The organism is Demequina aestuarii, from assembly GCF_000975095.1.
Lineage (GTDB): Bacteria > Actinomycetota > Actinomycetes > Actinomycetales > Demequinaceae > Demequina > Demequina aestuarii.
The window spans coordinates 2,190,279-2,204,934 of record NZ_BBRD01000001.1; the positions used below are offsets into that span (position 1 = coordinate 2,190,279).

A 14,656-nucleotide genomic window follows, 5' to 3' on the forward strand; every position below is an offset into this window, starting at 1 on the left:
GAGTCAACACCGCGGCGCTCATGTCTAGTCCTGGAGCCGCTCAGCGGCGCGCGAGGATGGAGCGCCCTACGGGCTCGATCAGGAGGATCAATAGCCACAGGGCGCCTACCTGCGGGATGAGCAGCACCAGCGCGAGCACCGCCACGAGCAGCAGGGAACCCAGCCATTGAGCAACCCACCCTTCCTCAGGAAGGTCGGTGAGCCCTGCACGCACCAGCGCATTGTGTTGGAGGCGTGCGACGATCCGTGACAGCAGGAGCGTCCCCACATAGATCGCGATACCCACGCTCTGGCCGCCGGAGTCGATCACGTCGAACACGGTCGCGACGGGAAGGAAAACTATGGTGGCCAGCCACACCATCTCGAGACGCATCGCCATGGGCGTGAGCGCGGTGGCATGAACGAGCCTCACGTGATGCGAACGCCACAACACCGCGATGATGAAGAATGTCAATGCCGCAGATGCGAAGGCCGGCACGCTGGATGTCAGGTACTCCCCGACGTCCTCCGCCTCCATCGCGCGGTCCACGAGCGGAAGCATGATGAGCGTGATGGCGATGGCGACAACGGCGTCGCTGAAGGCGGCCAGCCGATCCAGAGACTTCTCGGCCAGCAGGCGATCGCGATCAGTCCTCGCACGTTCTGCATCACCGGCAGGGGGCGAAGGTGCTGTCATGGGTTCCATCATCCCACCCTCATCGCAGAGGCTGTCACGGCAGACGGGCCAATCGCGCCGACTCTAGCCGTAGCATGCTGACCGTGCCCCTGCCCTTGCCGACCACGCAAGCCTGATGCCACCCCGATCCCCCCTGCCCCAACGCCACGGCCTCGATGCCGCCTGGATACGCACGCCCGGCACCGCGGCCGATGCGCCAGCTCCGTGGGCGACGATGCGCGACTTCCTCGCGGCTCGGCTGCCCGCGCGGGCCATGGTCGACCAGATGCTGGAGGCGGGCGAATTCGTCGATCCGGCCGGGCGCCCGTGGGGCGGAGACGAGGCCTACCGGCCCCACACGTTCGTGTGGTTCCATCGCCCGCTCGCGCCGGAGACGCCGGCGCCCTTCCCCCTCGAGATTCTCGAGGTGAACGACCGCTTTGTCGTCGTGGACAAGCCTCACTTCATGGCCACCACGCCGCGTGGCGCACACGTCCAAGAGACCGCTCTCGTGAAGGCGCGACTGGCGCTGGACCTGCCCGAGTTGGCCCCCGCGCATCGGCTGGACCGCCTGACCGCAGGCGTGCTGGTGTTCTCCGCTCGCCGTGAGTACCGCGGTGCCTATCAGGGGGTGTTCCAGTCCGCCCGTGCGCACAAGACGTACGAGGCGCTGGCGCCGTACGAGCCCTCCTTGGACTTTCCCCGCCGGCTCACGGGTCGGATCGAGAAGCGCCGCGGCGTCCTGCAGGCCGAGCTCGTGCCTGGCGAGCCCAACGCGGAGACGCTCGTCGAGGTGGTGGAGGTCCGTGGCCGGTACGCGCGCTACCGACTCACGCCCACCACCGGCAAGACTCACCAACTGCGGGTGCAGATGTCCGCCCTGGGGATGCCGATCGTGGGCGACTCCCTGTACCCGTCCGTCGTGGAGGTCGCCCCGGACGACTTCACGCGGCCCTTGCAGCTCGTCGCGCGCCGGCTGGCTTTCACCGACCCCATCGATGGCCGTCCGCTGGACTTCTCGAGCGCGCGGCCGCTCGCGTGGCCGGATGCCCAGCACCCTCACTAGGCACTCGGTTCACGACCCGCGAGGCGCGCTGGCCGCCTGCGCTCGCCTTGTGAGCGTCGGCCGATGACCTCACCCACGCCCGCCCAGGACACAGTGGCGCTGCCGCATACGACGCCGTCGCGGAGGCCTACACGGCCGAGAACGACTCGAGCCTTCTGAACGAGTATTACAACCGCCCCGCCATTCGCGAACTGCTCGGAGACGTGGCTGGCAAGCATGTCCTGGTCCTGGGGTGTGGCTCCGGTCCCACCCTCGTCGACCTGGTCGACTGCGGCGCCACCCCCGTCGGCATCGACGGCAGCCCTGCACTGATCGATATAGCCCGCGAACGATTGGGGCCCGACGTGGACCTGAGGGTGGCCGATCTGGCGGACCCTCTCCCCTTCGACGACGACGTGTTTGACGACGTGGTGAGCTCGCTGGCGCTGCACTACCTCGAGGACTGGACGTCTCCCTTGGCGGAGATGAGGCGCGTGCTGAAGCCAGGAGGACGCGTGGTCCTCTCCGTCGAGCACCCCTTCGCGATGTGGCTCGCGGCACGGCAGGTCGGCACCAAGACCAACTACTTCGCGACGCGCAGCCGCCACGAGAGCGACATCGCCGGGGAGAGTGTCGACCTGACGTTCTGGGACCGCTCGCTCTCCACCATGCTGCAGTCATTCCTCGCCGCCGGATTCCGCATCACGCACGTCGGAGAGCCCGGACCCTAACCCGAGGCGATCGAACGCTTCCCGGACTTCTTCAAGGACCGTGACGACCCGCGCTTCTTGGCGTTCCTGTTCGTCGTGCTCGAGGCGTAGCGCCGCTACACGTTGAAGCGGAACTCCACCACAGTGGAGGCTAGAACAGCGACTGCCACCATCGGCGACGCTTGCGCGCGAGCAACCTCCGCACATCTGCGCCAAGGGTCGCTACGACGTCGTCCAAGGTCCCGACCTCACTCGGAAGGCCCCAACCATTGACCTCACCGCCAGAGATCACCGATCCTCCGCCCGCACCGACATCCGCACTGTCCTGCGTCGCCCAGAGCACGGTCACCATCACCCGGTCATCCCCGGAGGGACGAGGGCACATGTACGAGTTGTCATCGATCTCCTCGACGCCACCTGTCTCCCAACCAGCACCGAGAATCATCTGGGCCCGCTCATCGATGGACGCAGAGAACTCTGATGGCGACATCCGGCTCCCCTTTCAGATCTCCGAGCAAGCAGGGTAGCGAAAGCCAAGTGTCCCGATCCAAGATGGACATCGCGGCAACCCGAGACGGCTCGCTTCCTGGACGCTCCACGTTGTACCGGGACTCTCACGCGTTCCGTCACTGAACAGACCCTGCCAGGGCACCTTACTGAGTCAACACGAGACGTGCTCAACTAAGATTGGAGGCGGGAGATCAGTTGTACGGGTCCTCGTACTGAAAGCTGGGGACTAGCTCCGGGTTGATCACCAGCACTTCGCCCGGCTGAATCGGCTCATATCCCTTGTGTCCGTTGAGCATCCCGATGGCGTCGCCGTTGTAGAGGCCCAGCCGGTCACCGATGACACCCTCAACGTCGCCGGCTGCGACCGTATATGTCGCGATACGCCCCTGATCGTCGTAGCCGACCTCGCCTTGGGCAAACGTCCGGGGCCCCATGTCAACGAGGTTGTCAGGTAGAAGAACCTCAGTGATGCTCTCGCCGTCAACCGTGCCGATGAAGACATAGGCAGAACCGGTACAGTCGCCGGGGCCACCAGCCGGAATGAACGTCCCGTAGCCCAGCTCCACATAGCCATCTGGCCGGTCCATGTCACTGCTCAACGAATCGACGGGCGCTGTCTCGGACGGCTCCGCTGAAGCCGAGAGAACGGAGTCCGTCTTCGGAATCGTCGACACCGCCGTCGCAGAAGATGACGGTTCCGGACCCCCGAGCACCCCACAAGGACCGCAGGCAATGCGACCACACAGATCGCCAGACGTGGCAATTTCACTGCGGGCACGCGACTCCCCCTCGGTTCTCACTCCCTGCGACCATAGCCGCGCGTCGCCGCATCGGGAAGGCACCACCACAAGGTTCGACTGGTGGCGATGCTGCCGAAGCCTGGCGTCTGAAGTCGCTTCCGAGGCGCGCGATTCAGCCCTGTTGCGGAACTCGCTGGTTCTCGAACGCCGCGCGCAACTCCGTCTCGTAAATTGGGCGGAGGCTTGCGTAAGTCTCTGCCACCTCTTCCGTGCTTCCAGGGCGGTCGCCGCCCGCATGCTCCAAGGAAAAGCCAACTCCGCTGCGCACGAGGGTGTACGAGCCGCCCTCGAAGCCCACGACGCCGGTTCCGTCCGCACGCGCCCACCTCTCACCGTCGCGCTCGCACCACAGCGCCTCATCATCGACGTGGTACTGCGGCTCCGCCACCAGGTATGTGTCGGCCAGGTACGCACATGGTGTGGGCGGCTCGGCGTCGACGCGCTCGATCTCGATGACACCCCCGCCTGCCGTCACCACTGCCGTCCACGACCCGGACACGTACCCGATCCGGGTCCCCGGATTGTCCGTGACCCACGCCTCAGCGTTCTCGCGCTCGAACAGTTGGTACTGCTCCTCCTCCGACGGCACCCCATCATCAACGGTGGCCCACGACCCCGCACGCGGCGCCCCGACAGCGACAGCGGCGCCCACTGCGACGATCCCCAGCGTCGCAGCCGCGCCGATCACCCTCGCGCGTCGGCTTTGCGTCCATGGGACGAACAGCACTGGCGAGACCAGACAGAACGCCCCCGCCAGCAAGAAGACGATCGCCGAGGCGGGATCGTCGCCAGCGTCGCCACAGCCATCAAACCCGCACCTCGACACCGCTGACATCAGCACGAGGAGGGCCGCACCTGCGATGGCCACGGGCATCGTCCACAGCAGGTGGAGCCAGGGGTGTCGCGCAAAGACGCCTGGCCGGTGTGAACGCCCGGATTCGGATCGCATTGATCTACCCCCGTTGTGGCCGTGGTCGCGCTCTCGACGTGCTGGACGAGCATGTCTCCCCACTTGCGCGCTCGTCCGTCTTCCCACGCATCATGGCAGCAAGAACGCAGTGACGTGTCAGTGAGTTGGGGGTCGACGAGGTTCGGGCAACGCTATCGAGAGCGCACGCGACTCTGCGTCCATCTCACGCTCAACCGGTCGCACTCATGCTCGTGAGAGAACTACACGTTGAAGCGGAACTCCACCACGTCGCCGTCGTGCATCACGTAGTCCTTGCCCTCGATGCGCACCTTCCCGGCGGCCTTCGCATCGGCCATCGATCCGTACTGCATGAGATCGTCGAAGCCCACGACCTCGGCCTTGATGAAGCCCCTCTCGAAGTCAGTGTGGATGACTCCGGCGGCCTGCGGTGCAGTCCAGCCCTTGCGGATGGTCCACGCGCGGGACTCCTTGGGGCCGGCCGTCAGGTACGTCTGCAGGCCGAGCGTGTCGAAGCCGATGTGCGCGAGCTGCGACAGCCCTGACTCGGTCTGGCCGGTGGACTCGAGCATCTCGCGAGCCTCGGCCTCGTCGAGCTCGATGAGCTCGGACTCGAACTTGGCGTCCAGGAAGATCGCCTTGGCGGGCGCGACGAGCGCCTCGAGCCGCGCCTTCTTCTCCTCGTCCATCAGGCCCGCATCGTCCGTGTTGAACACGTAGATGAACGGCTTCGTGGTGAGCAGGTTGAACTCGCGCAGCTCGGCGGTGTCGATTCCCGCGGCGGCGGCGCCGGCGAACAGCGTCTGGCCGGCCTCAAGGACCTCCTTGGCCTGATTGGCGGCGGCGAGCTGCTCGGCGGGGCCCTTCTTGGTGCGCACCTCCTTCTCGAGGCGCGGGATCACCTTCTCGAGGGTCTGGAGGTCCGCGAGGATCAGCTCGGTCGCGATGGTCTCGAGGTCGCCCGCCTCGTCGGTGGAGCCGTCGACGCGAGTGACGTCAGTGTCGTCGAACGCGCGCGTGACCTGGCAGATCGCATCGGCCTCACGGATGTTGGCGAGGAACGCGTTGCCCAGGCCCTCACCCTCCGAGGCGCCCTTGACGATGCCCGCGATGTCGACGAACGACACCGTCGCGGGCAACTCCTTCTCACTGCCGAACACCTCGGCGAGGCGGCCCAGCCGCTCGTCCGGCAGCGGTACCACGCCCACGTTGGGCTCGATGGTCGCGAACGGATAGTTCGCGGCGAGCACCTCCGCCCGCGTCAGAGCATTGAACAGGGTGGACTTGCCCACGTTGGGCAGTCCGACGATTCCGATAGTGAGAGCCACGGTCGACCAGTCTAGTTGCCACACGCACCGTGAGTGTCGGAACCGCCTATTAGCGTTGCGCCCATGACATTCGCGAACGTAGGAACCCTGGGCGTGCTACCCGGCAAGCGCGAGGAGGTCGTGGCCATCCTGACTCGCCGCAACCTCCAGCTCGACGAGGCCGAATGCCTGCTGTACGAGGTCGGCATCAACGATGACGACCCCGCGACGGTGTACGTGATGGAGCTGTGGACCTCCGCCGAGGCCCATCGCGCGTCGCTGCAGCTGGACAGCGTGCGCGCGGCGATCCACGAGGCGATGCCGCTGTTGTCCGGGGAGATGGGCGGCAGCCAGTTCTCCGTCCTCGGCTCCCCGCTTCGCGATTGACCTAGCCCAGCGGCCGTTGCGGGGGCTGGGCTCTCTCGCCCAACAGACAGGCCGGGCGTAGGCTCACGGCATGACGGAACTCGGATCGATCTTCAACCCCGGCGAAGCCGAGATGGCCAGCCACTTGGCGTCGGAGAAGATTCTGCCCGCGCCATCACCCGTGCCCGGTCCGCCGCTCACCGACGCCAACGGCGACGAGGTTCACATCCCGGACCTCCACGACCTGCCCGGCGCCTACGCGCCCGACGCGGCGCTGATGCCGCCGCCCGTGCGCGCCGCGCATCGGCCGGACGGAAGCCCGAACACGGATTGACGCCCCCGGCATCGGCCGAAGCCGATGCCGGGGTCCGCTCACTTGTCGCGCGGGCTCTTCCGGCCCATGGGCCGGCGCGTCTCCGCACCTGCCGCCCAGCCGAACATGTCCCCGCGGTGCGGGGCCTCCTCGACGTGAAGGCCGTGGTCGGCCTCGCCGACCTCCTTCATGAACTCGTAACGCGCCTGGCGACGTGCCAACTGCTCGTCGGGGTTCGGCACGGGGGCTGCGATGAGCAACCGACGGGTGTACTCCTCGGTGGGGTTGCTGAGCACTTGCGTGCGGTCTCCCTGCTCCACGACTTCGCCGTCCTTCAAGACGACCACGCGATCCGCCAGGGTATCCACCACGGCGAGGTCGTGGCTGACGAACAGGCATCCGAACTCGTAGCGTTCTTGAAGAGCGGTGAACATCTTCAGCACCGACGCCTGCACGGACACGTCGAGCGCCGAAGTGGGCTCGTCCGCGACGAGGAACTCCGGGTCGAGGGACAACGCACGCGCAATGGACACCCGCTGACGCTGGCCACCCGACAGCTCATGCGGGTAGCGGTTGGCGAGGTGACGAGGCAGTTCGACGGCGTCGAGGAGCTCGGCCACACGAGCGCGGCGCGAGGCCTTGTCGCCGACGTTGTGCACCTCCATGGGTTCCGCGATGCAGTCGCCGACGGGAAGCCGGGGGTTGAGGGAGCTCGCCGGATCCTGGAACACGACGCCGATGCGGCGGCGCAGCTTCTTCAGCTCGGCGCGGCGCATAGTCGTGATGTCCTGACCCAGGATCGACACCTGGCCAGAGGCTGCAGGAATCAGGCCCAGCACGCAGCGGGCGATCGTGGACTTGCCCGAACCGGACTCGCCGACCAGCCCTACGATCTCGCCGTGGTTCACATCGAACGACACCCCGTCCACGGCGCGGAAGGGCTCCTTGCCTGTGCGGTGGTACTCCACCACCAAGTCCCGGACCTCGAGCGAGCGCGGCGAGTCCCCCTGCTCGACCGGCGGAGTCTCACCTCGGCTGCCCAGGTGCGGGACCGCGTCGAGGAGCCGCTTGGTGTACTCGTGCTGTGGAGAGTTGAGCACATCGTGCGCGGTGCCCGTCTCGACAAGGTCACCCTGGTACATCACTGCCACACGATCCGCCATGTCCGCGACGACGCCCATGTTGTGGGTGATCAGGAGGATGCCCGTGTTGAGCTCGTCCTTGAGGGACCGGAGCAAGTCGAGGATCTCCGCTTGGACCGTGACGTCGAGCGCCGTCGTGGGCTCGTCCGCGATGATGACCCGCGGGTCGCACGAGATCGCCATAGCGATCACGATGCGCTGACGCTGTCCGCCGGAGAACTCGTGCGGGTACTGGTAGATGCGCTTCTCGGCATCGGGAATCCCCACCATGCGCAGGAGCTCGACCGCTCGCGCATCGGCCGCCTTGCCAAAGGCGATGCCGTGCAATTCGAGCGCCTCGGTCATCTGCGTGCGGACCGTCAGCACGGGGTTGAGCGCGGTCATGGGCTCCTGGAAGACCATCGCCACGTCGTTCCCGCGCAGTTGGCGCAGACCCTTGTCGCTGAGAGAGCCGATCACCTTGCCTGCCACCGAGATGTCGCCCGAGACGCGGGCGTTGCCCGGCAAGAGTCCAAGGGCTGACATGGAGGTCACTGACTTTCCGGATCCGGACTCGCCGACCAAGGCGAGCACCTCACCGGGGTTCACCTCGATGGATATTCCCTTGACCGCGTGAACCTGTCCGAACTCAGTGCCGAACCTCACGTCGAGGTTGTCGAAGGACAGCACCGGGCCGGTCGGCTCTGGCGCGCTCTCGAAGGTGTTGACGTCTGCCGTGGTGCTCATCATCGACCGTCCTTGTTCTGTCGCGGGTCGAAAGCATCTCGGAGGCCATCGCCGATGAAGTTGACGCTCAGCGCGATCGCGAGAATGAACATGCCGGGGAACCAGAACAGCCACGGACGGGACGTGAACGCGGTCTGGTACCGGTCGATGAGTGAGCCCAGCGAGATATCTGGCGGCTGGACCCCGAAGCCCAGGAAGCTGAGCGACGTCTCGAGGAGGATGGCCGCCGCGATCGCGAACGTGGTGGCCACGATGATCACACCGACCGTGTTGGGGAGGATGTGGCGCGCGATGATTCGCGCCGATCCGGTGCCGATCGCGCGCGCCGCTGTGACGAACTCGCGCTCTCGCAAGGACAGCACCTCTCCACGCACGAGCCGTGCGAGGGAGGTCCAGGTCACCGCAGCCAGAGTCAGCGACAGCGCGATGATGCCGCGGTCACCGGCGATGCGGCCCAGCACGGCGGCGAGGACCAGCAAAGGGATGATGATGAAGAGATCCGTCACACGCATCAGGAAGGCCTCGGCCCAGCCGCGGAAGTAGCCCGCGATCGCGCCGATGATCGTCCCGATGATAGTGGAGACGATTCCCACGGTGAACGCGATGGTCAGGGATATCTGAGTGCCACGCATCGTGAGGGCGAAGAAGTCGCGCCCGGTCTGGTCCTGGCCGAACGGGTGCTCTCCGAGGGAGAACCAGCCGATCGTAGGCCTGCCACCGTCCAGAATCGACCCCGTATCGGTGAAGTTCTTGCCCCACCACCCTGGGATCGGCCCGAAGCCAATCGACGTGAACGCGAGCAGCGTGATCGCAATGAGCACGCCGAGTGCCACCATGGCGCCCTTGTGACGGAAGAAGCGCCGGCGGACCAACTGGCCCTGGCTGTAGGACTTCTCTTCGGGTGCGGCATCGGCGTCAGTGATGACGGTGGTATCCGGTACTGGCCCGGGGGCCTCTGGCATCGAGAAGTCTCGGCGGTCGTCGCTCATGGCGCTACCTCCTGATCCTGGGGTCGAGGAACGCGTAGCTGATATCCGCGATCAGGTTCATGACGATGGCCGCGATCGCGGTCACAAGGAAGAACGCCATGACAGGCCCGGGATCCGTATGCGTCAGGCCGCTGCGGAACAGCTCGCCCATGCCCTTCCAGCCGAACACTGCCTCGGTGATCACAGCCCCCGAGATGAGCGCCGCGAAGTCGAACGCCACGATGGTGGTGATCGGGATGAGGGCGTTGCGGAAGGCGTGCTTGACGATGACGGTGCGCTCGGACAGGCCCTTGGAGCGGGCGGTGCGAACGTAGTCCTGGTTGAGAGTCTCGAGCATCGAGCTGCGGGTGTACCGCGAGTAGGTCGCGACCGAGATGAGCGTCAGCAGCACGGTGGGGAGCAGCAGCTGGGTGCCAAGGTCGAGCGCCGATTCCCAGAAGTCGCCACCGAAGTTGGGTGTCTGAGATCCGATGGTGGAGATGGGCCGCGGCTTGAGGTCGAGAAAGCCGGCCCAGGCGTAGACCGCACGGTCAGCGGCGGTCATCACGGCCATGAATCCGGCCGTCACTGCGGACAGCGCCATCGCTGTCCCGCGCGAGTAGCCGCCCCACAGACGCCCGATGATGAGGCCCACCACGATCGCCGAGACGAACAAGCCGATCAGCAGCAACCAGTTGGGCTCATCGAGCAGCGGGCCGAGGGCATAGAACAGCACGACGCCCACGCCGACGGTGGTCAGAGTCGAGTAGAGGACGCGACGGTTGCCCAGCCCTGTCACCAGTGCCGTGACGCCGACGGCGAACGCGAGGGAGACGATCAGTACCAGGCCAATGCCCAGCGCAGGGTTGCGCCACCATCCGATGTACGTGAACGCCAGCAGGGCAATCATGGCGAAGGCGCCGGTCGTGCCCGCAGTGAGAAGCCTGCGTCTGACTCCGCCACCCAACACCCCCTGCATGATGAAGGCGAGGACGACGCCGATGATGAGCGCTTGTATGACCGATATCTGTGGATCCGCTATCCAGTCGTTGTAGCGGATCGCACCGTACTCCTTGAGCAGCACGGCCGCCCAGAACACGGGCAGAGAGAAGAAGAGGAACGCGAGGAAGGTCACCGCGTAGTCGAAGCCCGAGTACTGACGCAGGGCGGTGAGGATACCCACGATCACGCCTATGACGATGGCGGCGAAGGTGGAAATGGTCACCAGGCGCAGGGTCGCGCCGGCGGCCTGCTCGAGCAGGGCGATCACGTCCGTGCCTGCACGGTCAGTGCCAAGGTCACATTGGCCGATGATGCAGCCGGCGGCGCCGGAGAGCCACTGGCCGTAGCGCTGATACCACGGGAGGTCGAGTCCCATGTTGTCGATCCGGGACTCGATCAGCTGGTCGCGATTCGACGCCGTCGACTCCCTCAGATCTTGCAGCGGATCGCCGGCATTGATCGTGAGTACGAACATCAGCAGCGAACCGACGAGCAGGATCACGCTCGACACAGCCAGCCGTCTGAGGACAAACCTGGTCATAGATGCAGAACTTTCTCGAGGTGAGTGGTCAGGCGACCCCACGCTGGATGCGCCGAGAACCGCGACGGCACGCCCGCCCACTCATGCATGACCGGTGGGGTGGAGCGAGTGCCCCACCCCACCGGTCGAGTGCGATGTCAGTCCGTTCCTACTCGGAACGAACCCACTCTTCAGCGTTCCACACGATACCGGACTGAGCCGAGCTGGGCTCCACGTTCTGGATCGTGGAGTCCCACGCCGCGACACCGGGGTGCGCGAAGATCGGGATGCCGTAGAGGTCCTCCCAGAGCGCACGCTCGATGATCTTGGTCTGCTCCTTCTGCTCCTCGGGGTCCAGCGTGGAGGTCAGGGCGTCCCAGGCCTCGTCGACCGTCTCGTTGGAGTAGTTGATGTAGTTCTGCGGGCGGCCGGTCGCGTAGATGTTCTGACCGGACGTGATCTGGCCGGAACCCGACCATGCGAACAGCGCGACGTCGAAGTCACCCGTGTCGAGGTTGCCTCCAGCGGCGAAGAAGTCGGGGTTGCCGATGTCCTCGATCTCGAAGCCAGCCTGGTCACAGGAGTCCTTGATCAGCGCGACCTGGTCGGTGCGTCGGGGGTTGGGCCCCGAGTAGCCGATGCGCACGTTGATGGGAGTGTCCACGCCCGCCTCAGCGATCTTCGCAGCAGCGCCCTCGATGTCGACCTCGTCGTACTGGCCGTCGTAGGACTCCGAGACGATCTCCTCGTAGTTGTCCTGGAACGGGAAGACCTCACGAGCGTTCATCACGGTCGCGTCGGGGTTGATCGGCTTGATCAGGTTGTCCACGATGAGCTGACGGGGCACGCACATGGCGAAGGCCTCGCGCAGCTCCGGGCTCTCGGCCAGGGATGCACCCTCGCCGCGGTTGATGTCCAGGTGCTCCCAGATCAGCGTCTGGTAGGTGCCGAGCGTCACGGCCTCGCCGAGCGCCTCGATCTGGTCGATCGTGTCGACGGTCGCCTGCGGCTCCACGACATTCAGGTCGCCGTTGGCAAGAGCCTGGACGTGCGAGTCAGGAGAAGCGAAGCGGAAGACGAGCTCGCCCGTGGCGGGTGCGTCACCCCACCACATCTCGTTCGGGACCAGCGTGATCGACTGGCCGGCTTCCCACGAACCGTAGGTGTACGGGCCGGAGGACAGCGCGATGGCCGGGTCGGGCAGCTCGCCCGGGGTGTTTGAGATCCACTCGGTGTTCCAGAACTCGGCGGCGGGGCGCATGGCCTCCACGTCGCCCGCCTCGATCGCCGTGACCATCTCTTCGAGCGTCATGCCCGCCTGCTCCGCGACCACGTGGGCCGGGAAGTCGATGACGGTGGTGAGCAGGTAGTCCGGGTAGGGGTTCGTGTACTCGACGGTGAACGACTTGCCACCCGGCTCGCCCTGCGGGCCGTCGGGCACGCGGTCGCCGTAGTCGAGGCCGCTCACGTGGTCGAACAGTGCGACGGGGCTGCCGTCCTCGTTCTCGCCGTCGGAGAGCGACTGTGCCGCCCAGGTCAGCAGCACGTCCTCGTACTTGATGGGCTCGCCGTCAGACCACACCGCGTCCTCGTTGATCGTGTATTCGACGATCATCGGGTCCTCGGAGATGAGCTCGACGTTGCCCATGTCCTCGTTGATGTTGATGGAGGCGTCTGGGCCGAAGTAGGTGAACGCCGAGCGCACGCGCTCGTTGACCACCGAGTTGTACGTGGAGTAGGTCGCCGACGTGAGGTCGTTGTACCCGTTCCACTCGACCTCGCCGGCCGAGAAGTAGATGGTGTCGTCGTTGGTGCCACCGGTCGAGACCGACTCTGTCGCTGACGGGTCAGGCGCGTCGCCCTCCGGGTCCTCGGAGGTACATGCGGCGAGGGCGAGGGTCGCCATCGCTACGACGGCGGCGCCCTTCCCGAACTTGCCGAGCTTCATACTGTGTCCTCTCACTTCACACGCCTGCGTGTGTCGACCCGGGGTTCGAGCGTGCACGCGGGCGTGAAGGCAACGGGGAGTTTCCCCGCGGTGCCGTCCAGGGTACGAAAAGTTCGGTAACGAACGTGTTTCGGGTACCGCCCGTACCGATTTTCGTGCCCAAAATGTGACTAAGGCCACATGATATCGCTACGCCGAACGGAGAATCCAGGACCAACGTCGCGCGCGGCGCGCCGATTGGAGATGCCGATGCACGGGTCGCGCTGGCAGCGTCACAGGCACGTGGGAGCGTGAGGGCATGGTCGAACTCCTCATCGCCGCATCGGCGCTCCTCGCTGGCCTCGCAACCGGCTACCTCCTGGCGACGCGGCGCTCTACGCGCGTCGAGACCCGGGCCGCGATCGCTCACGAACGAGTCGCCATGCTCGAGCAGCAGGCGCAGCGGCAGGCCGATGCGTGGGCTCAGCGCGAGTCGGAGCTCACTGCCGCCCACGAGCGCTACGTAGCGCAGGTGCGTGGCGACCAGGAGACCATGCGCCAGCAGTTCGCGGCGCTGTCGCAGCAGACGCTCAAGGCGAGCCAGGAGTCGCTGCTCGAGGTGGCGCGGGAACGGTTCGCACGGGAGCGCCAGGCGGGAGAGGCCGAGCTGGCCAAGCGCGAGCAGGCGGTGCGTCAGCTCGTGGAACCCATGGCGAAGGCCCTTGACGTGGTGCAGCGGCAGACCGCCGAGGCCGACAAGGCGCGCGCCAGCGGCCATGCCCAGCTGTCCGAGCAGGTGCGTCAGATGCTCGCGGCATCGGACAAGCTCGACAAGCGCACCACGGACTTCATCAATACGTTGAGGCGCTCCGACGTGCGCGGCAACTGGGGTGAGGTGCAGCTGCGCCGCGTGGTCGAGCTCGCGGGAATGGTCGAGCACGTGGACTTCACCGAGCAGGACTCGGTGCGCGACGGCGAGGGCAGGCTCCAGCGACCGGACCTGACCGTGAAGCTCGCCGGCGGGCGCACCATCGTGGTTGACTCCAAGGTCGCACTGTCGGCACTCATCGAGGCGTTCGAGACGGATGATGAGGAGGTCCGTGCGGATCGCCTGCGCGCGCACGCTCGCCACATCCGCAAGCACGTGGACGACCTCGCGGCCAAGAAGTACTGGGAGCAGTTCGCCTCCGCCCCGGAGTTCGTGGTGATGTTCGTGCCGTCCGAGGCCTTCTATCAGTCGGCCCTCGAGCAGGACGGGGACCTGCAGGAGTACGCATTCGGCAAGCGCGTGTTCATCGCGACGCCCACCACGCTGGTGGCGATGCTGCGCACGGTCGCTCACGCGTGGAAGGAAGACGCGTTGGCGAAGAACGCTCAAGACGTGCTGGCCACCGGCAAGGAACTGTACGACCGGCTGTCGACCATGGGCGAGCATCTCGCCAAGGTGGGCCGGGCCATCGAGGGTGCGAGCCGGGCCTACAACCAGACCGTCGCGTCCCTCGAGTCGCGCGTGCTGGTGAGCGCCCGCAAGTTCCAGGAGATGCAGCAGATCGACGCCCCTCTGCCGGGCATCGAGCAGGTCGCGACCGAGCCTCGCGAGCTCACGGCCCCGGAACTCACCGCTGTAGCAGAGCCGACCGACCGCGCCTGATCGACACTCAGCGCCCGCCAGGATGCAGCGCTGCCCCAGAACCGACAGTGAGCGCCCACTGGGACGCTAAGGCGGGGGGGGAAGCG

Annotated in this window: 13 protein-coding genes and 1 pseudogene; 5 read left to right on the top strand and 9 right to left on the bottom strand. The window is 66.2% G+C overall.

Annotation, left to right across the window (positions count from 1 at the left end; all coding sequences use genetic code 11):
• Window positions 1-40: 40 nt before the first annotated feature.
• Window positions 41-676, bottom strand: a complete 636-nt coding sequence (locus AOP72_RS10290) for a TMEM175 family protein (protein WP_084631917.1) — start codon at window positions 674-676, stop codon at window positions 41-43.
• 115 nt (window positions 677-791) lie between these two features.
• Between AOP72_RS10290 and AOP72_RS10295 the strand changes: the two genes are divergently transcribed.
• Both AOP72_RS10295 and AOP72_RS10300 read left to right on the top strand, forming a co-directional pair.
• Window positions 792-1,721 (top strand): pseudouridine synthase, encoded by a 930-nt coding sequence (locus AOP72_RS10295; protein ID WP_062135956.1) that lies wholly within the window; start codon window positions 792-794, stop codon window positions 1,719-1,721.
• A 119-nt stretch (window positions 1,722-1,840) separates the two neighbouring features.
• A pseudogene (locus AOP72_RS10300) lies at window positions 1,841-2,431 on the top strand (class I SAM-dependent methyltransferase); the annotation flags it as partial.
• A gap of 130 nt (window positions 2,432-2,561) precedes the next feature.
• On the opposite strand, the gene AOP72_RS10305 reads toward AOP72_RS10300, so the two are convergent.
• From AOP72_RS10305 to ychF, 4 genes are all read right to left on the bottom strand, one after another.
• Window positions 2,562-2,900, bottom strand: coding sequence for a hypothetical protein (locus AOP72_RS10305; RefSeq protein ID WP_062135958.1), 339 nt, complete (start codon window positions 2,898-2,900; stop codon window positions 2,562-2,564).
• Window positions 2,901-3,111: 211 nt separating this feature from the next.
• A complete protein-coding gene (locus AOP72_RS10310) occupies window positions 3,112-3,594 on the bottom strand; it encodes a hypothetical protein (RefSeq protein ID WP_193746406.1) in 483 nt (160 codons plus the stop codon).
• A 238-nt stretch (window positions 3,595-3,832) separates the two neighbouring features.
• A complete protein-coding gene (locus AOP72_RS10315) occupies window positions 3,833-4,588 on the bottom strand; it encodes a hypothetical protein (RefSeq protein WP_152650348.1) in 756 nt (251 codons plus the stop codon).
• 302 nt (window positions 4,589-4,890) lie between these two features.
• A complete protein-coding gene (gene ychF, locus AOP72_RS10320; protein ID WP_062135963.1) occupies window positions 4,891-5,976 on the bottom strand; it encodes a redox-regulated ATPase YchF in 1,086 nt (361 codons plus the stop codon).
• A 63-nt stretch (window positions 5,977-6,039) separates the two neighbouring features.
• On the opposite strand from ychF, the gene AOP72_RS10325 reads away from it, so the two are divergent.
• Window positions 6,040-6,342: a putative quinol monooxygenase gene (locus AOP72_RS10325; protein WP_062135965.1), complete on the top strand. Its 303-nt coding sequence runs from the start codon at window positions 6,040-6,042 to the stop codon at window positions 6,340-6,342.
• Window positions 6,343-6,412: 70 nt separating this feature from the next.
• Window positions 6,413-6,655 carry a hypothetical protein gene (locus AOP72_RS10330; protein ID WP_062135968.1) on the top strand — a complete coding sequence of 81 codons (243 nt, stop codon included), beginning with the start codon at window positions 6,413-6,415 and terminating at the stop codon, window positions 6,653-6,655.
• Between the two features lie 38 nt (window positions 6,656-6,693).
• Here AOP72_RS10330 and AOP72_RS10335 read toward each other — a convergent pair whose 3' ends face one another.
• From AOP72_RS10335 to AOP72_RS10350, 4 genes are all read right to left on the bottom strand, one after another.
• Window positions 6,694-8,502 (bottom strand): ABC transporter ATP-binding protein, encoded by a 1,809-nt coding sequence (locus AOP72_RS10335; RefSeq protein WP_084631918.1) that lies wholly within the window; start codon window positions 8,500-8,502, stop codon window positions 6,694-6,696.
• A complete protein-coding gene (locus AOP72_RS10340) occupies window positions 8,502-9,491 on the bottom strand; it encodes an ABC transporter permease (RefSeq protein WP_062135970.1) in 990 nt (329 codons plus the stop codon). Before AOP72_RS10340 ends, AOP72_RS10335 begins: the two co-directional genes overlap by 1 nt.
• Before the next feature lie 4 nt (window positions 9,492-9,495).
• Window positions 9,496-11,013, bottom strand: a complete 1,518-nt coding sequence (locus tag AOP72_RS10345) for an ABC transporter permease (RefSeq protein ID WP_062135975.1) — start codon at window positions 11,011-11,013, stop codon at window positions 9,496-9,498.
• A 148-nt stretch (window positions 11,014-11,161) separates the two neighbouring features.
• Window positions 11,162-12,940, bottom strand: coding sequence for an ABC transporter substrate-binding protein (locus AOP72_RS10350; protein ID WP_062135978.1), 1,779 nt, complete (start codon window positions 12,938-12,940; stop codon window positions 11,162-11,164).
• 298 nt (window positions 12,941-13,238) lie between these two features.
• On the opposite strand from AOP72_RS10350, the gene AOP72_RS10355 reads away from it, so the two are divergent.
• Entirely contained in the window at window positions 13,239-14,570 is a 1,332-nt protein-coding gene (locus tag AOP72_RS10355; protein WP_062135979.1) for a DNA recombination protein RmuC, read from the top strand.
• Window positions 14,571-14,656: the final 86 nt, after the last annotated feature.

Bases quoted from the DNA above. Each gene is read 5' to 3' on its own strand.
- AOP72_RS10330 (WP_062135968.1), top strand. From the start codon at position 6,413: ATGACGGAACTCGGATCGATCTTCAACCCCGGCGAAGCCGAGATGGCC.
- AOP72_RS10295 (WP_062135956.1), top strand. From the start codon at position 792: ATGCCACCCCGATCCCCCCTGCCCCAACGCCACGGCCTCGATGCCGCC.
- AOP72_RS10340 (WP_062135970.1), bottom strand. From the start codon at position 9,491: ATGAGCGACGACCGCCGAGACTTCTCGATGCCAGAGGCCCCCGGGCCA.
- AOP72_RS10355 (WP_062135979.1), top strand. From the start codon at position 13,239: ATGGTCGAACTCCTCATCGCCGCATCGGCGCTCCTCGCTGGCCTCGCA.
- AOP72_RS10335 (WP_084631918.1), bottom strand. From the start codon at position 8,502: ATGAGCACCACGGCAGACGTCAACACCTTCGAGAGCGCGCCAGAGCCG.
- AOP72_RS10305 (WP_062135958.1), bottom strand. From the start codon at position 2,900: ATGTCGCCATCAGAGTTCTCTGCGTCCATCGATGAGCGGGCCCAGATG.
- AOP72_RS10325 (WP_062135965.1), top strand. From the start codon at position 6,040: ATGACATTCGCGAACGTAGGAACCCTGGGCGTGCTACCCGGCAAGCGC.
- AOP72_RS10350 (WP_062135978.1), bottom strand. From the start codon at position 12,940: ATGAAGCTCGGCAAGTTCGGGAAGGGCGCCGCCGTCGTAGCGATGGCG.
- AOP72_RS10290 (WP_084631917.1), bottom strand. From the start codon at position 676: ATGACAGCACCTTCGCCCCCTGCCGGTGATGCAGAACGTGCGAGGACT.
- AOP72_RS10345 (WP_062135975.1), bottom strand. From the start codon at position 11,013: ATGACCAGGTTTGTCCTCAGACGGCTGGCTGTGTCGAGCGTGATCCTG.